The 23,749-nt window shown below is 44.5% G+C and carries 23 protein-coding genes; 9 read left to right on the top strand and 14 right to left on the bottom strand.

The window, feature by feature from the left end:
- On the top strand, positions 1–298 hold a 298-nt coding region (locus tag IKG78_RS15980; protein ID WP_290945305.1), incomplete at its 5' end, for a DUF4423 domain-containing protein.
- A 281-nt stretch (positions 299–579) separates the two neighbouring features.
- On the opposite strand, the gene ilvC is transcribed toward IKG78_RS15980, so the two are convergent.
- Entirely contained in the window at positions 580–2,058 is a 1,479-nt protein-coding gene (gene ilvC / locus IKG78_RS15985) for a ketol-acid reductoisomerase (protein ID WP_072827261.1), read from the bottom strand.
- Between the two features lie 450 nt (positions 2,059–2,508).
- Positions 2,509–3,603, bottom strand: coding sequence for a fibrobacter succinogenes major paralogous domain-containing protein (locus IKG78_RS15990; protein ID WP_290945308.1), 1,095 nt, complete (start codon positions 3,601–3,603; stop codon positions 2,509–2,511).
- A gap of 83 nt (positions 3,604–3,686) precedes the next feature.
- Here IKG78_RS15990 and IKG78_RS15995 point away from each other — a divergent pair, with 83 nt between their 5' ends.
- Positions 3,687–4,031: a hypothetical protein gene (locus IKG78_RS15995; RefSeq protein ID WP_290945310.1), complete on the top strand. Its 345-nt coding sequence runs from the start codon at positions 3,687–3,689 to the stop codon at positions 4,029–4,031.
- Positions 4,032–4,126: 95 nt separating this feature from the next.
- On the opposite strand, the gene IKG78_RS16000 is transcribed toward IKG78_RS15995, so the two are convergent.
- The 3 genes from IKG78_RS16000 to IKG78_RS16010 are packed head-to-tail and all read right to left on the bottom strand — an operon-like array spanning position 4,127 to position 6,044.
- Positions 4,127–5,413: a fibrobacter succinogenes major paralogous domain-containing protein gene (locus IKG78_RS16000; RefSeq protein ID WP_290945312.1), complete on the bottom strand. Its 1,287-nt coding sequence runs from the start codon at positions 5,411–5,413 to the stop codon at positions 4,127–4,129.
- A 50-nt stretch (positions 5,414–5,463) separates the two neighbouring features.
- On the bottom strand, positions 5,464–5,778 hold the full coding sequence (locus IKG78_RS16005) for a hypothetical protein (RefSeq protein WP_290945314.1): 315 nt from the start codon (positions 5,776–5,778) through the stop codon (positions 5,464–5,466).
- Positions 5,779–5,804: 26 nt separating this feature from the next.
- A complete protein-coding gene (locus IKG78_RS16010) occupies positions 5,805–6,044 on the bottom strand; it encodes a hypothetical protein (protein ID WP_290945316.1) in 240 nt (79 codons plus the stop codon).
- A 191-nt stretch (positions 6,045–6,235) separates the two neighbouring features.
- On the opposite strand from IKG78_RS16010, the gene IKG78_RS16015 reads away from it, so the two are divergent.
- A complete protein-coding gene (locus tag IKG78_RS16015) occupies positions 6,236–8,710 on the top strand; it encodes a hypothetical protein (protein WP_290945318.1) in 2,475 nt (824 codons plus the stop codon).
- Between the two features lie 102 nt (positions 8,711–8,812).
- Positions 8,813–9,616 carry an FISUMP domain-containing protein gene (locus IKG78_RS16020; protein WP_290945320.1) on the top strand — a complete coding sequence of 268 codons (804 nt, stop codon included), beginning with the start codon at positions 8,813–8,815 and terminating at the stop codon, positions 9,614–9,616.
- 312 nt (positions 9,617–9,928) lie between these two features.
- On the opposite strand, the gene IKG78_RS16025 is transcribed toward IKG78_RS16020, so the two are convergent.
- Positions 9,929–10,672: a fibrobacter succinogenes major paralogous domain-containing protein gene (locus tag IKG78_RS16025; protein WP_290945322.1), complete on the bottom strand. Its 744-nt coding sequence runs from the start codon at positions 10,670–10,672 to the stop codon at positions 9,929–9,931.
- 430 nt (positions 10,673–11,102) lie between these two features.
- Here IKG78_RS16025 and IKG78_RS16030 point away from each other — a divergent pair, with 430 nt between their 5' ends.
- Positions 11,103–12,074 (top strand): Rpn family recombination-promoting nuclease/putative transposase, encoded by a 972-nt coding sequence (locus IKG78_RS16030; protein WP_290945324.1) that lies wholly within the window; start codon positions 11,103–11,105, stop codon positions 12,072–12,074.
- A gap of 341 nt (positions 12,075–12,415) precedes the next feature.
- Here IKG78_RS16030 and IKG78_RS16035 read toward each other — a convergent pair whose 3' ends face one another.
- The 3 genes from IKG78_RS16035 to IKG78_RS16045 form a co-directional block, all read right to left on the bottom strand.
- On the bottom strand, positions 12,416–13,288 hold the full coding sequence (locus tag IKG78_RS16035; protein WP_290945326.1) for a fibrobacter succinogenes major paralogous domain-containing protein: 873 nt from the start codon (positions 13,286–13,288) through the stop codon (positions 12,416–12,418).
- Positions 13,289–13,610: 322 nt separating this feature from the next.
- Positions 13,611–14,171 (bottom strand): fibrobacter succinogenes major paralogous domain-containing protein, encoded by a 561-nt coding sequence (locus IKG78_RS16040; RefSeq protein ID WP_290945328.1) that lies wholly within the window; start codon positions 14,169–14,171, stop codon positions 13,611–13,613.
- A complete protein-coding gene (locus IKG78_RS16045; RefSeq protein ID WP_290945330.1) occupies positions 14,089–15,513 on the bottom strand; it encodes a fibrobacter succinogenes major paralogous domain-containing protein in 1,425 nt (474 codons plus the stop codon). The genes IKG78_RS16040 and IKG78_RS16045 overlap by 83 nt, the downstream gene beginning before the upstream one ends.
- 564 nt (positions 15,514–16,077) lie before the next feature.
- Here IKG78_RS16045 and IKG78_RS16050 point away from each other — a divergent pair.
- Positions 16,078–16,470: a helix-turn-helix transcriptional regulator gene (locus IKG78_RS16050; protein WP_290945332.1), complete on the top strand. Its 393-nt coding sequence runs from the start codon at positions 16,078–16,080 to the stop codon at positions 16,468–16,470.
- A 15-nt stretch (positions 16,471–16,485) separates the two neighbouring features.
- Here the strand turns inward: IKG78_RS16050 and IKG78_RS16055 are convergent, their stop codons facing one another.
- From IKG78_RS16055 to IKG78_RS16070, 4 genes are read right to left on the bottom strand one after another with little or no spacing between them, the layout of a single operon-like run.
- Positions 16,486–17,496: an MBL fold metallo-hydrolase gene (locus IKG78_RS16055; protein WP_290945334.1), complete on the bottom strand. Its 1,011-nt coding sequence runs from the start codon at positions 17,494–17,496 to the stop codon at positions 16,486–16,488.
- 39 nt (positions 17,497–17,535) lie between these two features.
- The gene (locus IKG78_RS16060) at positions 17,536–18,855 is read right to left on the bottom strand and encodes an ATP-binding protein (RefSeq protein WP_290945335.1); all 1,320 of its coding nucleotides are present in this window, start codon (positions 18,853–18,855) and stop codon (positions 17,536–17,538) included.
- A gap of 19 nt (positions 18,856–18,874) precedes the next feature.
- Positions 18,875–19,072, bottom strand: a complete 198-nt coding sequence (locus IKG78_RS16065; protein WP_290945337.1) for a hypothetical protein — start codon at positions 19,070–19,072, stop codon at positions 18,875–18,877.
- Position 19,073: 1 nt separating this feature from the next.
- The gene (locus tag IKG78_RS16070) at positions 19,074–19,784 is read right to left on the bottom strand and encodes an SDR family oxidoreductase (protein WP_290945339.1); all 711 of its coding nucleotides are present in this window, start codon (positions 19,782–19,784) and stop codon (positions 19,074–19,076) included.
- 318 nt (positions 19,785–20,102) lie between these two features.
- On the opposite strand from IKG78_RS16070, the gene IKG78_RS16075 reads away from it, so the two are divergent.
- Genes IKG78_RS16075 through IKG78_RS16085 form a run of 3 tightly spaced genes read left to right on the top strand, consistent with a single transcriptional unit; the run spans position 20,103 to position 22,625 of the window.
- Positions 20,103–20,798, top strand: coding sequence for a hypothetical protein (locus tag IKG78_RS16075; protein WP_290945341.1), 696 nt, complete (start codon positions 20,103–20,105; stop codon positions 20,796–20,798).
- Between the two features lie 57 nt (positions 20,799–20,855).
- Positions 20,856–22,430 (top strand): tetratricopeptide repeat protein, encoded by a 1,575-nt coding sequence (locus IKG78_RS16080; RefSeq protein WP_290945342.1) that lies wholly within the window; start codon positions 20,856–20,858, stop codon positions 22,428–22,430.
- A gap of 39 nt (positions 22,431–22,469) precedes the next feature.
- Positions 22,470–22,625 (top strand): hypothetical protein, encoded by a 156-nt coding sequence (locus tag IKG78_RS16085; protein ID WP_290945344.1) that lies wholly within the window; start codon positions 22,470–22,472, stop codon positions 22,623–22,625.
- Positions 22,626–22,715: 90 nt separating this feature from the next.
- On the opposite strand, the gene IKG78_RS16090 is transcribed toward IKG78_RS16085, so the two are convergent.
- Positions 22,716–23,081, bottom strand: coding sequence for a helix-turn-helix transcriptional regulator (locus IKG78_RS16090; protein ID WP_173803177.1), 366 nt, complete (start codon positions 23,079–23,081; stop codon positions 22,716–22,718).
- Between the last annotated feature and the right edge of the window lie 668 nt (positions 23,082–23,749).

Genomic DNA, 23,749 nt, shown 5'->3' on the forward strand with positions numbered 1-23,749 from the left:
CGGAAAGTTTGTACTGACCGAAAATGCAATTACAACAGGAGACCGCACGTCGAAACTCGCGCTCCGCGGCTACCACCAGCATTGCCTAAAGCTCGCCGCCGATTCCATCGACCGCGACCCGCCCGGCAGCCGCCACATTTCAGGCCTCACGCTCGGCATCAGCCAAGAAGGCTACGAACGCATCGTGGAGCGCATCAACGCCTTCCGCAAAGAAATCGCGCTCATCGCCGAAGAAGACCAAAACAGCGACAAAGTCTTTCAGCTGGAATTCGCGATGTTCCCCGTCGGCGGGAAGTAAAAAGCCGCAAAACCACCGCAACAATAAACCGTCGCAAGACCGCATTAATGCATAAACACAACAAGACCCGCCTTGCGGCGGGCCTTTGCTGCAATAGCACATGTCAAAAAAATTCCGCTAAAAAAGCCGACCCCGGCACAAAGGCCGGGGTGACATATACGCTTTAGAGAGAAGCCGATTAGATAACTTTCATCCCACAAGTATAAGCGAGCGAGACAAGGCGTGGATGCGCGTAGCGTACTAAGGTACGTGAGCGCAGCCACAACGCAGTATCGCGAAGCTTAGACGACGCGGGTCATGCCGCTCATGCGGTCGCGGAGCCAAGCACCGATTTCTTCAACCGGATGGTTACGGATGTTCTTGTTCACCTTGATGAGTTCTTCGTTATCGACAGCGTTGGTGTTGCCTTCGTTGAAGATATCGCCAATGTCGCCCTTCTTGACTTCGTTCTTCATGAAGTCAGCGAGAAGAGGAACGCACTTGTTAGCAAACAGGTAGCAGCCGTATTCTGCAGTATCGCTGATGACGCGGTTCATTTCGAACAGCTTCTTGCGAGCGATGAGGTTTGCAATGAGCGGAGTTTCGTGGAGAGATTCGTAGTAAGCGCTCATCGGCTTGATGCCCACAGAGCACATCGTTTCAAATGCGAGTTCCACACCGGCCTTGATCATAGCGGTCATGAGAACGCCACGGTCGAAGTATTCCTGTTCGGTAATCTGCTTGTCCGTTGCGGCAACCTTTTCGAATTCGAGTTCGCCGGTTTCGCCACGCCACTTGAGGAGGTCCTTGTCGCCAGCTTCCCAGTCGACCATCATCGTGCTGGAGAACTTGCCAGAGATGATGTTGTCCTGATGTTCGCAGTAAAGCGGCTTCATGATCTTCTTCATCTTTTCAGCAAGTTCCGTTGCGCGGATCTTAGCCGGGTTGGAGAGACGGTCCATCATGTTCGTGATGCCACCATGCTTGAGGGCTTCGGAAATCGTTTCCCAGCCGTACTGGAGGAGCTTCACAGCGTAAGCCTTGTCGATACCGAATTCCTTCACCATCTTGTCGTAGCAAAGGATCGTACCGGTCTGGAGCATACCGCAAAGGATGGTCTGTTCGCCCATGAGGTCAGACTTCACTTCGGCGACGAAAGAGCTTTCGAGAACGCCCGGACGGTCAGCGTGGAGACCAGCGGCGTAAGCCTTGGCATAGTCCCAGCCCTTGCCTTCAGGGTCGTTTTCCGGGTGGACAGCGATAAGGCACGGCATGCCGAAACCACGGAGGTATTCAGAACGAACTTCGGAACCCGGTCCCTTCGGAGCGACCATGATCACAGTGATGTCCTTGCGGATTTCCTGGCCTTCTTCGACGATGTTGAAGCCATGGCTGTAAGAGAGAGCTGCGCCCTTCTTCATGAGCTTCATGATAGCCGGGATAACGTTGTGGTGCTGCTTATCCGGTGTGAGATTGCAAACGAGGTCTGCATCCGGAATCATTTCTTCATAAGTACCGACCTTGAAGCCGTTTTCAGTAGCGTTCTTCCAGGACTGGCGCTTCTGTTCGATGGCTTCCTTGCGGAGCGTGTAAGAGACGTCGAGGCCGCTATCGCGCAGGTCAAGACCCTGATGGAGACCCTGGGCACCGCAACCGACGAACACGATCTTCTTGCCCTTGAGGGCTTCAACACCACGGCTGAATTCAGAATGTTCCATGAAACGGCAGTGGCCAATTTCTTCGAGTTGGCGACGCATAGGGATTGAGTTGAAATAATTCATTTTTTTGAACCTCTGTTAAATAAAATTGTTCCGCGTGAGAATATAGTAAAGTAGGAAGTAGGAAGTAGACAGTAGGAAGTAAAAAGTGGTTAGTAAACAGTGGCTGGTGGTTAGGGAATGAGGTATGAGGCGTGAGGTCGGTCGCCGTTGACTCCCTTTGAAGCACGAGCAACATCAACAGGGCATCCTGAGCTTTCATTTTCAGTCAAAGGATCTGTGAGCCAAAAGCGACTCGTATTGACGAGTCGTGTTGGCAAGAGCGAGGCGATATCGTAGGTTCCAATATGCAATAGAGCCGAGCGGTCTATAAGGGGGGACGAATCCCCCTGATTGCAGCCGCGGCCAAGGTCCCTGAGCTGGTATGCTGAGCTTGTCGAAGCACTGCCGAAGGGCCGCGTCTTCCATACACCCCCTCTGCGGGCGCTCAGTCGCCGCCCCGCAACGCCCCGGCTAGTCCTTTACGCAACGAATACAAAACTCGGATTGCTTAAAATTGGTGAGCATGTCAACACCCTTGTTGTCGTAGTGCAGGTACACGTAGTACACACTGTAGCTAAGGTCCTCTGTAGAACTCCAAAAGTACGCGTTGTCGCCTCTATTTCTGAAAGAGCCTCCATAGGCGTACCTGTCGCCGGCGGGCAGTGCGGAAAAACCGAAAGCATCCGTACCATTGCCGCGACTTCTCCAGCCGCCCTGAGACTTGAGATTCTTACCAGCCGAGGATTGACCGCCCACTGCGGCAAACAAGTTTTTCCATTCTGTCGTGTCCGGCAAATGCCAACCCGTAGGGCATATCCCCTGCACCTTTACAGGCAAAGCACAGGTCTTGTGGTAACCACAGTCCTGCGGATTGTCCACATCATTCGCAAGCTTCACGGAGTCGATTGCCGCCGCCCAAGTGTAAAAGCGTCCAGCCACATCGCAATTTTTTTCCTCATTATTGTAGCACCAAGACCAGTTATATTTGTTCTCACCCGAACCGCCTTGACCAGGGTTAAAGTTCAAGTTTTCGGCCATCCAAGTCTGTTCACCAATTTTCACCGTTTTGTAAATCTGTCCATCGCGTTCATCAACAATGGAGTCATACTCTATTTCAGGGTTCAAATAGGCCTCTTTGGGCAACTTCCAAACAACACCATCCGAAGAACTTGACGACCGTTTAATCGTTTTAGAGCTACTACTAAATTTTGCCGAACTGCTACTGGATTCTTCGCCTACACTCAGAATAACGGATGAAGAACTACTCGACTTCACCGAACTCGACGACGCCTTAGTTTCCTTCTCATCTTTCGATGACGAGGACTTCGCCTTTTCACTGCTGGATGAATTTTTTTGGATGCTAGAACTCGAAGACTTCGCTAAACTGCTACTGGATTCTTTGCTTGCGCTCAGAATGACGGAAGAAGAACTCAACTTTTCCGAAGAGCTACTATTTTCTACGCTTACTGGTTCATCATCCGGACTAACGGATTTGTCACCATTTTCGCCACACGCAGCAAGAAACAACAGCATCAAATAAGAAATAGCAATATATCTTTTGCCCATAACAATATCAAAACTCATAAATTTTTAATTAAATTCACCCAAGCAAATATAGTTTATTTCTAAAGCAATCCTAACAAGGAAAAATGATGGGCAACCCGTTTTCTTTCATAAAAAATATCTTCGGCGGCAACACCAAAAAACAAGCAGTTGATTTAAAAGCCGCACAGACAACAAACCACGACAGCCCAGTCTATAGTACAGATTACATTTGCGACGTGATGAAGAACCTCATCAAGCAATTAAAAGAAAGAAACATTCCCATAACAGAGTGCAGGATGAGCGACTATCATTTCCATGAATACTACATTCGAGTGAATGCAAATCCAGAAATCATAAAAACGCTACATTTCGAAGGTGCAAAGATTGTCAATAATTCAATTGTATGCGATTGCCACTGGAGCATAATGGAATTCAAAGAAGAATGTTAGATAATTAATTTATAAAAAATTAAAAGCAAAAAAAAAAACGACTTATACTCTATTTATCAATAGTGCGCAGAGTTCTCTCCACCATCCAAGTTTATTCACTTTGAAGTGGATTTTGCGGACGGCTCCGGAGTTTTGTCCTTTAGGCAGCGGACAGAGAACCCGTTGTTCTTGATGTTGTAGAGCAACCCAGCATCGTCGCCGCCGTAACCCAAGTGCACGTCGTACGCGTAGTTGCTATTGAGTTCCGTAGAACTCCAGAAGTACGCGTAGTCGCCCTCATTGTAGCCTTCCCCATCGCCATTCCTGCCACCAGCAGGCAACGCGGAAAAACCAAAAGCATCTGTACCATTACCGCGGTTATACCAGCCTGTCTGCGACTTGAGAAGCTTGCCCGCAGTCGAATCACCTCCCACCACCGTGAACAGGGCATTCCATTCCTTTTTGGATGGCAGGTGCCAGCCGCCGGGACAAACGCCTTGAACAAAGGTCGCTGAGCGTGTCGAAGTGAAGTCACATTCCTTACCGTAGCCGCAAATCCGCGGATTGTCCGCATCGTCCGCCAATGACACCGAATCAATAGCAGCAGCCCAAGTGTAAAGGCGACCGGCCACATCGCAGTTCTTGGGTTCTCCGTTGTAACACCAACTCTTGCGTTTAAGGCTTGGGATCTCTGCGCTGTCGGCGTAATTCAGGTTCTCCGCCATCCACACTTGGTCGCCAATCTTGACCGTCCTGTAAACCTTGCCATCGCGTTCATCGGTCATGGTGCCGTAGTCAATATCAGGATTGAAACGGCATTCCTTCGGCACATTCCAATTCCAACCCGTTTCACCTTCCAAGAGAGCCGAACAATTCACCTTGTCCTCACTACTGCTGGAACTCGACTCAGTTTCGCTAGAAGTCGGCGGCACCTCTACAAAACTGCTGCTAGACACGAACTGCTTTTCCGAGCTACTCGAAGATAATTTGTCACCCTGGAGGTTCGAAGAGCTGATAGGGTCCACGAAGCTACTACTAGATTTTGCCGAACTGCTGCTAGACTTAGCATTTGAACTTGATGAACTGTTCACGACAGAAGAAGAACTACTAGACTTCACCGAATTCGATGACACCTTAGTTTCTTTCTCATCTTTCGATGAAGAGGACTTCGCCTTTTCACTGCTGGACGAATTATTCTGGATGCCAGAACTCGAAGACTTCGCTGAACTGTTACTAGATTCCGGATTGTTGCCCGGAATGACGGGGGATGATGATTTCCCCTGTTCAACCGAAGAAGACGATTCTATACCCAATTCATCATTCGGCCCAGAGGAAGACGAATCGTCCCCGCAAGCGACAAATATCATCGCCGCCGAGACCATCGCAACAAGAAACTTTTTCATAAACCCTCCGACAAATCCAAAGTAAATGTAGTTTATCTCAAACCACAAAACTATGCAAGCTCTGCATTCAGTTTCGCTGCAAGTTCCACCACGGCATCATCAACAAGCGTCTGGTAATGTCCACCAAAGCGATTAGCAAAAGTCTTAATAACGTCAACAGCCCCCGAATGCAAACGAATCGTATAAGGCTTTTTTGCCGAAGCCCTAATTTTAAAAGTTGCCCCCGCTAAAGCAGCAAGTTCCTTCTTGCGTTTTTTTGTAATCTGCGGTTTGCCCTGATGATTAGCCTCGTAATCAGCAAGAAGTTCACGTTCTTCGTCATCGAGATTAAACTTTTTCACATGTTCATCGAAAGATTGCATCATGCACCTCCATACTTTTTCTGCGCAATTCAGCTTTGCACTATAGTCTTAAGCCACATATCGCCATCAGGTTCAGGTTTGTACGGAACAAGACAACAATAACCATTGATTCTAACAACCATAACTCTCTGTCCAGGATATTTTTTCTGATTCGGATGTTCATAGTCATCAAGAACTTCTTCCCTGCGCATTAATTCTTTGACCTGTTCAAAAGAGACATTCCGAGTCGCCTTCAATAGTTCATTCTTTTCTGAATTCCTTCTAGCCATGAACTCTATCCTTCAATATACCTTTTGTACATACATTTGTCAATATGTCTTTTGAGTCATAAAACGGGAACGCCCCCGTACAGCGATAGAGAAACACACCCTACCATTATATAGACACGCTTTTTTGAGACATTTGGACTAATATTTTTGCGTAAAAAGATTTTATCAACATAAAAATCTATATTCAAGCTATGAATTACGCCAAGCTACGAGAAGAACAGTTGAAGTCCGCCGTGCGCGAGGATTTTTTTGCAAACTACAAATACACCCAACTGGGGAACATTGACTTCGTGATAGCGAAGCACAACACGCTTGGCGAGAGCACCGATCTTTTCGAAGACGATATCGGCGACTTGAAAAGCATCCTTTGGGCAGAAGCAAAGCAAGGAACTTCTCACGATATTTACGAATCCTTTGTGCAGTTGCTTTTGACCATTGGCAAAGAGCGCACCTTTGAGCACAATCTGCCCCCCAAGTACATCGGAGCTTTCGATGCAGAAAAATTTGCGTTCATCGAATACCACGGCATTCAAGAAATTTTCTACCAGAATGATTTCAACTGGAACGTAACTCCGAGTAACCACGACACCAAGGAATTCCACCAGCTCCACGACTTGTGCAAAAAACAACTTGAAGAAAATTCAATTCTCTTTTACTTCAAGAGTGCAACGCCGGAGCTTCAACAATTTATTCGCCTAAATTTCAAGACTGCAAAAGATGTTTCCGAAAAAATCTCGGTCACTAAGAACAACTTCACCTTTGTGTTCCAGAAATGGGAAGCGACCGTCAAGCCTTCCATCAACGTGGATTGGGCGAAAGTCAACAAGAACGGCATTATTTCTGCGGACTTTTTCTTGGCTGATTTGCTTTCTGATGGGGACAAATCCATCAAGGACAACCTTTTCGTGGTTCTGAAACGGACCAAATATGAATTAGCGAAAAAGCTTGATGAGAACGGTTTCCTTTCTTATTCTACCGTAGAGTTTAAGGACAAACAAAAGGCGTACAAGGAATTTTGGAGCATCTACAAGAGACCTCCGCAAGAAGAATACTGGGATTACATCATCGGTCGCCGCGACTTGCTTGTGCCGCAAGACATTCGCGAACGCAAGGGCAGTTTCTTTACACCGCAAATATGGGTGGAAAAATCTCAGCAATATTTGGCCGATGTATTGGGCGAAACTTGGCAAGATGAATATTACATTTGGGATTGTTGCGCCGGAACGGGCAACCTCGAAAACGGTCTTACCAACTACGACAACGTTTGGGTATCAACTCTCGACAAGCAAGACATCGACGTGATGAAGGAACGTGTGAATAACGGCTGGCCCATGCCAGAGAACCACATTTTCCAATTTGACTTTTTGAACGACGATTTCAGCAAGTGCCCTGAAGAATTACAACAAATTATCAATGACCCAGAAAAACGAAAGAAGCTGGTCATTTATATCAACCCGCCGTATGCAGAAGCAGGATCAACAAAACAGCTTAGCGGTAACGGAGAAAACAAAACAAATGTCGCCGTTACTCATAAAACATATTCAAAATATTTAGATAAAATAGGAATCGCAGGTCGAGAACTTTTTGCACAATTTTTTATTCGAATTTATTGTGAAATTTCAGGGTGTATTCTTGCCGAATTTTCAAAATTGAAAATTTTACAAGCCCCTAATTTTAAAGATTTTAGAAACGCATTCCAAGCAAAATTGCTGAAATCTTTTTTAGTTCCTGCAAATACATTTGACAATGTTAAGGGAGCTTTCCCCATCGGATTCTTTGTGTGGAATACAGATAGAGAATGCCACACGGATTTGTTCACGGCTAACGCCGTTCACGACGAAACGCGAAAACCGTTAGGTTTGAGCCAATCCGTGTGGCAAAAATTTGAAGCCGATGTTTTTGACGCAAATGGCGAAATAATCGGGAAAAAGACATTTGTCACCAATGATGAAAATAAATCATTAACAGATTGGATGATTTCAACACGTAACAGGCAAAGCAATCTTGTGCTAGGCTTTAATTATAGTGCCGCGAACGATGTTCAACACAACAATTACAATAGAATTGTAACGACAAAGGAAGAACTGCCATCTCCAAGAGGCACAATTATAACTGATGCAAACTTAATTGAAAGTTGCATCTATCTCGCAGTCCGTCATTCCATCGAAGCCACTTGGCTCAATGACCGCGATCAATTCCTTTATCCAAACGACGGATGGCAAGACGATAAAACATTCCAACTCGATTGCCTTATCTATACGCTTTTCCACGGACAAAACCGAATTTCGACAAGCACCCAAACCACTAACCATTGGATTCCTTTTACACGTGAGGAAGTTGGCTGCAAGAGCACTTTCAAAAGCAACTTCATGAACAAATTCTTAAAGTCGTTTTTGTGTGAAACACCGATGTCTCCGGCGGCAAAGGCTGTCTATGAAGCAGGTCTTGAGCTTTGGCGTTACTACCATGCGCAAAAGGGAGCACTCCCCGATGCAAGTTTCTACGACATCCGCAAACATTTCCAGGGAATCGATAGCAAAGGCCACATGAAAAGTGATTCCGAAGATTCGACCTACATGGATTTGATTGCAACGCTCCGCACACGCCAAAAAGCCCTCGCCAAGCAAATCGAAGCCAAAGTCTATCAATACGGTTTCTTGAAGTAGCTTTCGAATTGCGAGGTGTTCAAAATCCAATAGTCATGTAATTTATTATATTTATGTTATTTAGAGTAATACAACTTCTCAAAACCTTTATTTGGAGGATACATGAACATTCTAAAAAAATTCACCATAGCAGGATTCATTCTAGCAGCACTAGCATTTTACGCCTGCGGCAACGACAGCGATTCTAGCGTAAGCAGTGCACCCGAAACACTGTCTTCTGCAAGCAGCGACATCACAGGCAGCAGCAATGAAAGTAGCAGCGCAACGGAATCATCTTCATCGGCAGTCTCTTACACCAAACAGGCCTGGGAATTCATGAACCCCAACATCGACTACATCGAATTTACCGACGAAAGAGATGGTCAGGTCTATAGGTCAGTCGTCATCGGCAAACAAACCTGGATGGCACAAAATCTAAATTACAACCAGTACGCTAAATACGGATCCAACAACTGTCCTAAAATAAGTTCACCGGACTCCTGCGGAAAATACGGCATTTTTTATAACTTTAGCGACATAAAAAAAGTTTGCCCCAACGGATGGCATCTGCCAAGTTCAGATGAATGGAAAGTTCTCATTACTTTTGTAGGAGGCAGTACAGAGGCCTCAAAAAAACTCAGAACAACAACCGGTTGGACAATAAAAAATTACGTCGAAGATGGTGGAAACGGAACTGATGAATTCGGTTTTTCGGCATATCCTTCAGGTTTTAAGTTACATATCAGCAACGCCAATTTCGGTGAAGAAGCCGCTTTCTGGACAAGTACGATAGGTGGTGTCGGACCCTTGATTGCAGAATCAAAATACAGTTATTTTAGCACAGAGCAAATCACCACCCAGAGCCAAGACAGTTTTGCTATCCGCTGCATAAAAGATTCTGTAGAAACAGTATCAAGCGTAAAATAGTCCCATTCAGTAAACAAATTCTAAATAGCCTAGAAGCGGATTATCTCAACGTTTTTACCAGTTACGGAGGAGTAATTTTAAGTGCGACTTCGCGTCTAAGCCTTTTTCGTCTTAGTGACATGTTTAATATCTTTCACAAAGTTTTAGAGCAAAAATCGTGATTTTTTAGCGAAATCTCATTAAAAATCATAGTTTTAGAGCAAAAATCACGATTTCTTAGCGAAATCTCACAAAAAAGCAGGGCTTTAGAGCAAAAATCTAAAGTCAACCCAAATGTCAAAGTTTGCCCGCCCCGCTAAAAACGTCCCCACCTTAATCCTTTACGCAACGAATCGACAACCCATTATTTTTGTAGTACCGATCGCTCAAAGCAGCCTCTTCGAGGTCGTAATCCAAGTGCACATACATAGAATTGTGATGATGGTCCTCGGTAGAGCTCCAGAAAAGAGCCAATTTGCCATCGTTGAGGAATTTTCCATCGTTGCTCCAGAAACCAACAGGCAAGGCAGCAAATCCGAAGCCATCCGTACCGTTGCCATTGTCAAGCCAACCCGTCTGCGACTTGAGAACCTTACCAGCAGTTGATTCTCCACCCACAGCCAAAAACAACACATTCCACTCGTCTAGGCTTGGTAAATGCCAACCATTGGGACAGATCCCCTGCACAGGCTTTGTCGGCGAACATTTCCCATAATAACCACAACCAGTCTTTACAGAATCCATTGCAGCCGCCCAAGTGTAGAGACGTCCAGCCACATCGCGGTTTACCGACTTGGTATTGCAGCTCCAAGACCAATCGTATTTTGCTTCACCCGAACCGCCCTTTCCCGGATCATAGTTCAAATTCTCCGCCATCCAAGTCTGCTCGCCAATGGTCACAGTCTTATAGGTTTTATTGTCGCGAGAATCCGTCATGGCATCGTAAGTAATATTCGGGTTTAAGTAATCGTCATTCGGATTAACGGATTTTCCATCCTCACCACACGCAGCAAAAAACATCCCCACCAGAAATGAGATAGCCACACTTTTCAAGCCAGCAACAATGTTATGATTCATAAAAATCTCCAAATAGAATTTATTCCTAACAAACGTAATTTATTTTGGCATCATTAAATTACAAATAACAAAACAAAAAAGCAATAAAAGAATCAAGTTCTAGAACAAATCGTCCAAGGAGACTGTAGATGCAAACACGCCTGAATAAGCTTTATAAGCAAGCCTCTACACCTGCTATTTGCAGGGTCTGCTTAAAATTGCCTTTTTCACGTCAAAAAAGCCATTTTTATCCAAAAACACGCTTATAATCCGCTACAAAACGACTTTTTTCTTGTTCGCAGCGGATTATCTCAACGTTTTTACCTACTTCACACCTCACACCTCCACATTCCTCCCTCCTCTTAATTTTTTTTTACAAAAAAGTCTTGGACAAATGGGTCAAAAAAGCGTGTTAAGGATATAGAGACACCTCGAAAAAAAAGGAAAATCTATGTCTGAAAATGAAACAGAAACGCCTGAATCCGTCATCCGCGACATCGCGAAAGAGTTCAACGTCATCGCGGACTCCGTGGAGGACGGGAGCAATTTCACTCACGACCGTTTCCTCCGCTTTGCCTTCGCCGAGCCGGAACGCATGGCGGAACTCCTGACGCTCTTCTCGCGCCACAATCCCACGCTCAAGTCGTTCCTCGAAACCATCGACCTCAAGACGCTTCGCGGCACGAAGGAAAACTTCTCCAGCGACAAGCATGTCGGTTCTGCGGACCTCGTTTTCGAGGCTGACATCAAGCAGGGCGGCACCGCGGCCCTCTACGTGGGCATCGTCGTCGAACACAAGTCCAGCGAGGACAAAAGCGTGATGAAGCAGATCTCGGAATACTACCACCATCTTTTTCTGGAACGCAAAGCGGACGTTCCCGTGGTCGCGTTCATCGTCTATAACGGCGAGGACGCATGGAATCCGCTCTCTGAAACGCACTACGCGGACTATCCCGAATTTTACCACGACATCGGCTACCCGTTCAAGGCGATTCTTCTGGATGTGGGCCGTGGCATCGAAAACGTGGATATGAAGGACATCTCGCCTTTCACTATTGTCGCTTTGACCGCGATGAAGTATATTTGGAATGCGGAGCAGTTCGAAATTTCCTTCCGCAAAGCTGCGATGCATCTGCTCAGGTGGCAGAATACGGACAAGGGAAGGGACTTCATCAAGCAGGCGCTTTCTTATTTCTTTTGGAAGTGGCCCTATAAACGCGAGGATCTGAAAATGGACAGGCCTGAAATTGTAGCGAACAAGGGTTACGAGACATTCGCTGAGCATTTTGTGAATGTGGGTATTGAGAAAGGTGTCGAGCAGGAACGCGAGAAAAACGACGCTCGGGACAAGAAAATCGCGGAATATCTGCGTTCTAAGGGAGTTCCGGAAGATGTGATTTCTGGCGGGTTTGCATTAAAATAATCCCTTGCTTTGTCGCCCCGGACCTCATCTCGTCATCCTGACGCGCAGAGGCGGTATAGAATTGTTGCCAATTCATTGGCTTACAATTCTTAAGCTCTTTTGGGCTAAGGATCCAGTGACATGTCACCCCGTGCTCCGTCACGGGGTCAGTTGTTTACATAAAACAACCGAAGGACATCTCGCCTTTCACTATTGTCGCTCTAACGGCTATGAAGTATATTTGCGCTAAAGCCTTTTTCGTCTTTGTAACGAGTTTAATACAATTCACAGAGATTTAGAGCAAAAATCTAAAGTTGACCAAAACGTCAAAATTAGTCTGCCCCGCTAAAAATGTCCCCACATTAATCCTTTACGCAACGTACAGACAACTCGAAGTCCGAACGATGATAGCTCAGGTCCGCATTGTCGCCATAATACAGGCGTTCGTTATACGAGCCATCAATCATTCCATCCTTGCGACACCAGAAGTTCGCTTCGCTACTGGCATTATAATAAAGCCCTCTGAACTCGTAGCCAGCAGGAATAGCTGCAAAAGAATAGGCATCCGTTCCATTGTTGTTATAGCTCCAACCGCTCTGTGACTTAAGAACCTTACCCGCAGTTGATCGACCACCAACTGCAGTGAACAAGACTTCCCATTCCATTTGCAAAGGCAAATGCCAGCCGTTAGGGCACAGGATTGTTCCTTCGACCAACATGTAAAGGCGACCGAACTTGTCACAATTGGATTCAAGATTGTTATAACAGCTGGAATTACTCGCCCTGTATTTCAAATTCTCCGCCATCCACCACTGATCTCCAATTTTTACAGTCTTGTAGATTCGACCATCTCGTTCGTCAGTCAAAGAACCATATTCACAATTATCTTCCGTCTCAGTTTTGCAAGGAACCGCCAACACAACAGAACTCGAAGATACACCCAGTGACGATGACGATTCAACCATTTCTCTCAATGAACTCGACGATTTATCGTTCAATTCAGATTTTACCGAACTCGACAAATTTTTTGAATTTTTCTCATCTTTCGAAGACGAATACTTCACTAGCGCACCCGAAGAGCTCTGTGCCCTCAACGAGCTACTACTGTCCAAAATGCTCAAATCATCGTCATTCGGATTAACGGATTTACCATCCTCACCACACGCAGCAAAGAACACCCCCACCAGAAATGAGATTGCCACACTTTTCAAGCCAGCAACAATGTTATGATCCATAAAAATCTCCAAATAGAATTTATTCCTAACAAATGTAATTTATTTTGGCATCATTAAATTACAAATAACAAAACAAAAAAGCAATAAAAGAATCAAGTTCTAGAACAAATCGTCCAAGGAGACTGTAGATGCAAACACGCCTGAACAAGCATTATAAGCAAGCTTCTACACCAACTATTTGCAGAGTCTGCTTAAAATTGCTTTTTTCACGTTAAAAAAGCCATTTTTATTCAAGAACGCGCTTATAATCCGCTACGAAACGACTTTTTTCTTGTTCGCAGCGGATTATCTCAACGTTTTTACCAGTTACAGAGGAGTTTTTTTAATCCCTCAAGCAACGGACGGAATAGGCATATTCCTTGTCGCCAAAGAAGCCCGAAGATTCTCGTTTAGGACTCAAGTAAACCATGTATGCATCGCGATTCTCGGAGTCTCTCGCTTCCGTAGATCCCCAAAAGTTCGCTACACCGCCCTCTTCGCTATATCTAATCCTGCGATCAGTGAATTTGCGTCCGTTACTTTCGCGTCCGTTAATGTATTCAATCCGCCTTTTGCCAGCGGGCAACGCACAAAATCCAAAAGAATCCAAGCCCTCGTCACCATTCCAGCCGCTTGCGGACTTGAGAGACGTACCAATCGAAGTTCGTTTATCAACCACGCGGAACAAGGCGTTCCATTCAGTTTCACTCGGAAGATGCCAGCCTTCAGGGCAAGCTGAATTTGCAGCAGCCCACGTGTAAAGGCGACCATATTTATTGCAATAGCTTGCGCTGTCTTTATAACAATAACTATTTGCCATTTCAAAGTTCAGATTCTCGGCCATCCAAGTTTGTTCGCCAATTTTCACCGTCTTGTAAGTTTTGCCATCGCGAAAGTCCGTCATGTTTTTTTTTGACCCATTTCCTCCTGGAATCATTTGGACTCGACCGAGCCGCAAAACCTGAAGTGGATTTAGCGGATTTCCCTGAAATTTTGCCCTTTAGGCAACGAACAGGAAACTCGTAATCATACATATGTTCTCTCAATTTTACACCGTTAAACCAATCCCCAAACTCTACGACGAACGACCGACCGCTATCAGCCTTTGTAGAACTCCAGAAATTCGCATCGCTACCTTTACCCCAGAATTCACCATTTCCGTCACCATATCCAGCCGGCAACACCGAGAACGAAACTGCATCCGTGCCGTCACCACAGGCATACCAACCAGACGAAGACTTGAGAACCTTACCGGCAATAGAATCTCCACCAACTGTAGCGAATAAAGTGTCCCATTCAGCCTTGCTAGGCAAATACCAACCTTCAGGACACGCAGAATTCGCAGCATTCCACTTATAAATCCTCCCGTACTTGGTGCAGTTGGCAGCATCATCGTGATTGCAATAGCTATCGTCCATCTCATAGTTAAGGTTTTGAGCCATCCATGTCTGCGACCCAATTTTTACAGTCTTGTATGTTTGACCATCACGAGAATCGGTCATAGAATCTACGGTCACTTCGATGGGATCAACAGGCTTCTCGACCTTTCGGACATTCTCATCCTTTACACAACGGACGGAATTTGCAGTACAAGCATCTCCATAAGCAGTACCACCGCCACCAACACCGAAACCATCGTAATGAAAGGAAACAAGTTCTGCGGAACTGCATCCACTTATCGAAGAAGTCCAGAAATTCGTTTGCCATCCCTCACTATAGTAAGGCATTTCTTTTATATCAGTCCTACAGCCAACTGGAAACACAGAGAACGAGAATGCATCCGAGCCGTTGCCAGAAACAAGCCAATTATCCAAGGATCTGAGAGGTCTAGCAAATATTATAGCATCCAAAATCTTTCCAAGAAGATTATATTGCTTTGAAAAAAGAGGCTCCTTGTTTTTCTCCCACCCCGATGTGGACTTGAGCACCTTGCCCGCAGAAGATATTCCACCGGCAGCAACAATTAGCGAGTTCCATTCAGCCTTGCTAGGCAGGTGCCAACCGCTAGGGCAAACGCCCTGAACATTTCCCGGCGGTAAACGACACGCCTTGCCCTTTCCACATTCACTTTCCGGCTTGTCAACCGCATTCGCCAACGTATAGAACCTTCCATACTTGGCACACTTGCTTGTGTCGTCATTATAACAGAAACTTGAATCCGTTTTGTAGTTCAAGTTCTGGGCCATCCACGTCTGCGAACCAATTTTCACAGTTTTGTAAGTCTGACCGTCGCGAGAATCCGTCATGGTGCCTAAAGTGACTTTTGGCAAGGATGCATTATCACATGCAAACAAAAATAGACCGAGAAAACAAAGGAGTAGAAATTTCATAATTGAAAAATATAAATTATCCTTTTTCTAAACAGGATTCAACAAAAACAACTGAGCTTCATCCTAACAAACGATAACCATAGACGGCAAAATCAAGCTATTTGCAAACGGTTGGTTGCAAAATTTAGGGTTTTCTCTTTTTTCACATTTTTCGATTGTAGATTAAAAATCCAAGTTATCACTTGGATTCTTTTACATCATAGATGTAAAGAAATTTTCTTGACAGAAGGAAAGATTTTTCATATATTATGAATGTAATAACAAAACCAAAAATTCTAAAAGCAGTAAGGCTTATGCCTCAAAAAGAGCAAATGCTCTTCGCCAAATTGGTAAGAGATTTGCACGAGAAAGGGCCAGTCTTACCCAACTGGCCGAATTACAGAAAAATAGTGAATACAAATACGCATCATTGTCACCTATCATACCACTGGGCGGCATGTTGGACAGAAACCATTAAAGGAATCGAACTGGAGGTTACCTATGTTGGAAGCCGTAAAAATGCGCCTTACTAGCAAGGCTAAAAACGGGACTGTTTTTACATTTGAAGGAAAAAACATTCCTGATTATCTCGTCATATTCCTAAAGTCTGCTTTTCCAAATGTAGAGGAAATAAAAAGCGAAGACAATGAAGAATCCATAAACATTATGGATACCGACTGGTTCAAAGAAATGGAAGCCAGATCCACTCCAGCAGAAAGCTTAAAACTTTTGCGGACGACCTTCGGCTATACGCAACAACAGCTAGCAGACAAAGCCGGTATCACCAAGCAACAAGTATCCGCCATGGAACGGGGCAAGGAACCCATTGGTCGCAAAATGGCCCACCGCCTTGCCGATGCACTCGGAACAAGCTATAGAAACTTGTTCTGGTAATTCTGCGACCAGTCTCTACTCCGCAAATCCCGGAGGCGGCAAGTGCATCCCGGCCATCAGGAGTTTGTTATCGCGAGCATATTGCATAATGCGTTTGCGGCTCTCAGCCGACTTCGCTTTGTCCATGTCGTAATTAGAATTGATTTCGGGGTGATTCTTTTGCAAAGCATAGCCGTGCATCAAATCACCGATTACGAGTAAATTAGAAATTTGAAAGGCGGTGTGCCCCGGCGTATGTCCTACGGCATCCATCGCAAGCACTCCATGCGGCAAGCTATCGCCGAATGCGAACAGGTGCAGGCTATCCTTATAAAGTGTCATAATGTTCTTTTGCAAATCGTTTTTCGGGATTTTGTTCATCCACGCATCATATTCGACCTTGCCGGCATAAACGGCAGCATTCTTGAAGACCTTCTCCATTTTTCCGGCAGTGCCATTTTTCACAAGACCTGCAATGTGGTCCGCATGAAAATGCGTCAAATAAACAAGTCCGACGGAATCTGGATTCACGTTCAACGCATCAAGGCGTTTCGCCAACTGTCCGCCCCAAGCACCGAGCCCAGCATCGAACAAAATAAGCTTGCCATCCACTTTCACCAAGAACGTGCTGACAGAAGCCGGAATCCCAGCAGGCATGTTCAAGCTTGCGTAAAGCGAATCGCTCGCATCGCTAAAAAGTTCGCGAGGCATCAGCTTTTTGCCCTCGTTGTCCTGAATCCACGTGACCGAAGCTCCGTTCGCAAGCGTAACAGTTTTCGTCCCTGCGGGAGCCGCCGCCTCAGCAGAATGCGTCGCTACTGCGGAATTCGCACCAACCGCATTTCCAGCTGTTGTATTTGCTGCCGACGCATTAGCCGCATTAACCGCTGCGTTACCTGTAGCCGCGTTCACGGAAGGATTTTCGGCAACTTTGGCTCTCGCCGCCGCTTCGGAAGACGCATTGTTAGCAGGTGTTTTTGATTCACTGCAACCGGCAACAGTCAACGCCAGAACAACCGCAAATAAAGAGGGAATGGCTTTTTTCATACAGACTCCTATTTAGGGGGAATATAATAATTTATCGCCTTAGATAAACATTCTCATTTTTTCGCACAGATAAAGCGGTAAATGCAATGATTCAGTTAGCCCATCATTTATCACAGCGATATTCTTTTGAGAAAGAATGAATCCTTTCTTGGGCAAAAATCTCTTACAAAAAACACCATAACTTTTCGCCTTTGTGTGTTCTTCTGCCTTGACTTCGATTGGTATTAACTCGTTTCTAACTTCAACAAGAAAATCAAGTTCAGCCTTGTTCTCTGACCGCCAGAAATACGGGTGCAGCCCCAGCTTCACAAGTTCATTCATTACATAGTTTTCTGTAAACGCGCCCTTGAACGTTGCGTACAGCGGTGTTTCTTCAAGAATCGTGCTGGCGTCAATTCCAGACTTCACACGCAACAACCCGACATCGCTCATATAGACCTTGAAAACCGTGCCGCTGGCATTATTCGACAATGGTAATTCCGCATTCGTCACACATTCTAGTTTGTGCAAAAGTCCCGCATTAAAAAGCCATTGCAGCGCATCTTCCAAATCAGCAGCACGCTTGCCCGCCTTCACATGTGAGAACATGAACTTGTTGTTGTCCTTTGCCAGTTGCTTGGGGACGGAATCCCAAATAAGCCCAAGTTTCGGTATATCCGACGGCGGAGCATGCTTCGAAAAATCGTCCCCATAATCCAAAAGAATGTTCTTCAGAATTTGGTCCACTTTTTCAAAATCATTTTCCTGCACAAATGAAGCAACAGCAGCAGGCATTCCACCGACAACATAATAAAGTTTCAGATAATTTTGCAACGGAATGGTGTACATTTCCGGCAGTGCACGATGCAGGTCATAGTTCGAAAGACCTTCGAGCAAGGACCGGCCGTCATCAATCGCCATCAAGAATTCCTCAAAACTCATGGGGAACATCTGTAGGCGTTCCACCTTCCCCACGGGGAACGAAATTTCCGACTTGCGGATAACCACTCCCAGGAGAGATCCTGCAGCAATCACATGAAGCCCGGAACGATCTTCGCAGAAATACTTGAGACTTGTTATGGCCTTGGGGCACGCCTGGATTTCGTCGAAAAAGACAAGCGTCTTACCATCTGTAATTTTCTGTTTGGAATAGCGTTCCAGTTCCACCACGATGCGAGTAACATTGAAATCATACTCGAAGATAGACTGCAAAGCAGTATTTCCCTCAAAATTGAAATACGCCAGATTTTCAAAAAAACGGTTTCCAAAATCCTTGATTGCATAAGTTTTTCCGCACTGACGCACCCCGGTCACCACCAGCGGCTTGCGCCCAGACTCAGACTTCCATTCTATGAAATTCTTCAGTATTTTGCGATCCATACTAGGAAATCTACATTATTCATATCAATTTTGCAATAGTTTCTGCATTTTTCATATGAATAATGCAGACTAAACTACGTTTTTCATACGAATAACGCAAATCGTCACCACATGCAGCCAGAAACGCCAGCAACACAACTCCAAACAAACAAGTAGAGATCCTTCGACTACGCAACTTCGTTGCTCCGCTCAGGATGACACGGTCAATCTTTTTCATTTTACCCTTCAAATTTCCAGCCGCAGTCGTTGTGGTAAATCATCTGACGGGTCATGCCGCCGTCGATGCAGATGTTTTCGCCGGTAATGAAGCCGGCCTTGTCGCTCGCGAGGTAAAGCACCATGTTCGCGATGTCGAGCGGGTTACCGACGCGGCCTGCTGGCTGCTGTGTGGCATCGGGGCCTTCGTAGGTCTTGAAATCCGTATCGATCCAGCCCGGCGAAATGGAATTCACACGCACGCGGCCCGCAAAACTCACGGCAAGCGCATGCGTGAGGGCTGCAATTCCGCCCTTCGCCGCCGTATAGCTTTCCGTTTGCGGTTGACTCATGCGGTCGCGGCTCGAAGAAATGTTCACGATGCTTGCGCCCGACCCGAAATGCGGTGCGAAAAGCTTCGCGAGGTAGAAAGGAGCCGTCACCCCCACGGCCAGCGCATAGCTAAATTCCTCGTAACTGCATTCGTCAATGCCCTTCATCAGCGGGAGCGCGTTATTCACGAGCACATCCACGTGCCCGTACTTTTCAATGACAAACTGCGCAAATTTTTCGAGGACTTCCTTCTTGGAGAGGTCCCCCACAAAGCAGGGATTCTCGCGGATGTCGATGTAGGCGACCTTCGCGCCCTCTTTTTCGAATTCACTCACGACGGTAGCGCCAATCCCGTGCGCCCCGCCCGTCACTACGACCACCTTATTTTCAAACGCTTTCATGTTGGTAAATATACATCCGTCAACGCACAAATAACGATTTTCAGCATTTCAAAGGACCAAAATCGTCCAAAACGCACCTCCAACTTCAAAAAATGCACTAATTTCCCGCAAAAAAAGTATATTCCTAAAATCCACCCTACAGGAGAAAAGATGAGCAACCCATATTCACGACAAAACACGTTGTCCATAACAATTCAACCATTACACACATTTATCATGATTCCGATGATGGCGCTAGGCAATTCTGCACATAGAACTTCAAAATCAGACCGTTGAAAAATAACAAAGTAGATTTTCAAAAAATAAAAAAATTACGACATGAAATACTATAGATTAGATAATTCCGTTAACACGAAAGAAATAGGGAGACATTTTCTACAGGCAACTTTCACCGATAAAAAAACTTTGGATTCAGGATGTAGTCTAGTTAGAGACGAATTCCCAAATTTTAAGCCAGACTTGAGATTTGATTTGGAGAAAGGTTCCAAATTGACGGATGTCATCAATTCGTGTGTTGAAGTGCCAGGGTTCACAATAAATGAACGGGTAAAAAACATTTTTGAACAATGCAAGTTGCCTGAACATCGGTATTATGAAGCAAAAGTTAAAGATCTTAAAGGAGTTATTCACCCCTACTATTGTCTCCATATTTTGCCTAATGATTATTCTATGATCGATTTCGACAAAACCATATTCAAAAAAACAGAAGAACCTATGAAAACATGGCCGGAACTGGCATTTTCGAATGTGAAGAAAATTAAGAATGCACCAGAAATACAAATAAAAGACTTAGAAGAATTAGAGAAATATAAAGATGAATTTTTTCCGAATGATTTATATGTTGTTTTGGATGTATTAAGAATACATGACAGCGAAAAATACGACATGCTTTTTTTACCTGATGTAGATGTATGCACAAAATACATTTCAGAGAAATTAGCAAACATGTTGAAATCTGAAAAGATTACAGGAATCGGATTATATCCATGTGACGACATAGAGAACCTTGAATGAATGGCATGAATAATTGGACGCCAGTTAAATTGAGATAGAAGGAGCGGCAGAATTTCTATGAAAGCAAGTGAATTGTTAGAAAAAACAACCTCATTATTATCTACAGAGGAATTTTTCCGAGACTTTAAATTTCAGAAAAGCAATCGTTTTTTTATTTCAAAAAATGGTGGCTTTAGAAAAGATGTGCGACTTCCGTGTGCTCATTATTATGATGTAATTCATTTGCATCCAACATATTGTGTTAAGTTTGACATCCTGTTGAATTGGTTTAAAAAATACAATTTCAGAACAACTCAAGATCAAAGAGATGATTACAGTTTTGGATTTACAAGTTCCATGTTAGGGAAAAAATCAAGCGACTATGAATTTAGTTTGGACGGAAAGGACTTTGATTCGAAATTTGAATTTTTCAAAAAAGAATTATTTGAATGCTCTAATTGGGTGTTTACGAATTATGCGACGTTAGACCTTGCCTATCAACACGAAATAATTCCTTTGTTGAATGGGGATAAGGAAATGCCTGATGGAGGAATTGAGTGGGCCTTTAGAGATTTAACTTTATGCAGGATTGTATCACCTCAGAATTACGGTGCTTTTAAGAAAATGATTTTGGAAAGGATTGAATTCTTGCATAGTAGAAACGAGCCTAATCTTGCACGCTATTACGATAAATTAGACGAAATTATCGCTTACATGGAAGGTTTAAGCATCGAGGAATTAGAGAATTACAAATTGAGTAAAGAGAAGTCGAATAGTGAAGTTCGCAAAACAGGAAAAAAGCCTGGGATAAGAGAAATCAACAAAGCGATAGATGAATTAAACAAAAAAGATACGTCAATCAGAAAGAATATTGCAAAAAAATTCGGGTGGAAACAAAGCAGTTTCATCAATTGGAAAGTGGAGGCTGGATATTATTTTTATTTGGAACATCTCAATTGTTATAATGAAGCTACTTTGTACGTCAAGCCCCTTTATATAGACGACTTATGGTGGGATGTTTTTGAAATGTCCAGCAACAAAAAAGAACCCATGAGTTTGAGGGGTAAAGGAGCATTCGCACTAGATGGCGTTAGAATAATGGAAACACCCGATCTATTCGACATTAGAGCTGAGGAGTCAGAATATGAATTGGAAAAAATACAGAAATATTCCGATGAAGATATCGAAAAGATTTGGGACGATGTTTTTCAGCAAATTGAAGATGAGGTAAAACGTTTTCTCAAAGAGAATCCCGACCCTGATTCCTATTTTCCTGGAGAGGAACATTGCCATGGATATTACGCGCTTATCACGTATTTGCATGCAGGAGACAAGCAAAAAGTTTTGGACAAGATTGCGGAGTTCCGAGCGACTCCAGGCCGAATATGTGGAACGCTTGCAAGATCATTTGATGACGGCAAAACAAGAGACGGACTTGACTTTATCGAAGCATGGTGTTTGCGAGAACTCGCAGAGCAGGGCGATGTAACGGCTCAATACAAACTCGGGACGGCGTATGAATACGGTTCATGCGTCCCCATAGACAACGAAAAAGCCGTCTTTTGGTATCGCAAAGCGGCGGAACAAGGAAATTCATCAGCTCAATACAATCTCGACTTAATATTACAAGACAACCAAGAAACTCAGGCGTGAGGAACAAAGCCAGCGTTTCAATTTGGATATCAATTTCACATGTCAGCAACTTTACAAATTATCGAAATTAAAAAAGGCTCCCCGTATCTTCCGCAAGTTCAGGCGTTGTATGAATCGGCGTTCACGGCTGCATTTTCAGCAACTTTGGCTTTCGCCGACGCTTCCGCAGAAGCATTATCAGCAGGCGTTTTTTGAATCGCTGCAACCAGCAACAGTCAAGGCCAGCGCAACCGCGAATAAAGAGGGAAAGGCTTTTTTCATACAGACTCCTGTTTAGTGGGATTTTTATTTTCCGAAATCAAAAAAGGCCGCAGGATCCGTCCCAAAAACCTTACCCAGTTTTACCGCCATCTTGCGCGAAACAGCTCTACGCCCATTTTCCATGGCACACAGATTCTGCACCTGTATTCCAAGTTTTTCTGCTAAAGTCACTTGCGACCAATTGCGCAAATCCCTGTTCGCAACAATCATTTCAGCCGGAGTAGTTTCTAATGATTTAAACCACTCGGATTCCTCGACGGGGACAGAAACATCCTCATCACTTACGACCACATTTTCAGACTTATAGGTATCAACCAAGAACCTAACGAGCGGGGCGGGAATATGTTTTGCCCTGATTTCAATACGGGGCCTTTTCACGACTGCCAGCATAATAAACCTCAATATCTATGGAACCATCCTTGCAAGTCCAACACGCCACCCAATTAAGAGCGATGTGACAATGATATCTGTCGTTTCCAAGCTTAGAATAATGCCAAAACAACGGCTGTATCGGCCCGGAAACCTTAAGTGACTGAACGAGAGCCTTAAGTTTATTTTGTACGGCCTTTGGCATCGTCGCCGCATTCCTTTGGGCTTTTTTAGTTATGGTCACATTGTACATAGTTAAATATAATCATTTTTTGATTATCAGTCAAGTTTTTTCTTATTTTTTTCACACCTGCAAATATAGATTCATAGGATGTCATAATATGACATTTTAAACAACAAATAAAATTTGATACAGCTATTCCCTCTCCCACTTGTCCAGAAAGGGCGATTTCATCCTTCGATTTTACAAAGAAATCAATATACACTCCTACAAAAAAAGTATATTCCTAAAGTCCACACCACAGGAGAACTGAGAATCCCTAAAAACTAGGAAAAAGAGAAATTCGAAGCTTGGTGCAAAAAGAGATATAATTGGAGAATTTATGGAAAAAGAATTCTTTAAGGCGATAGGCTTATATATTGATTCTCAATATATTAAGGTCTATACAGAGTATTGGGTGTATGAACGTGGACGGTGTTCAACAGTCCCTGCATTCGTATTACGTAGA

This window comes from Fibrobacter sp. (assembly GCF_017545445.1).
GTDB lineage: Bacteria > Fibrobacterota > Fibrobacteria > Fibrobacterales > Fibrobacteraceae > Fibrobacter.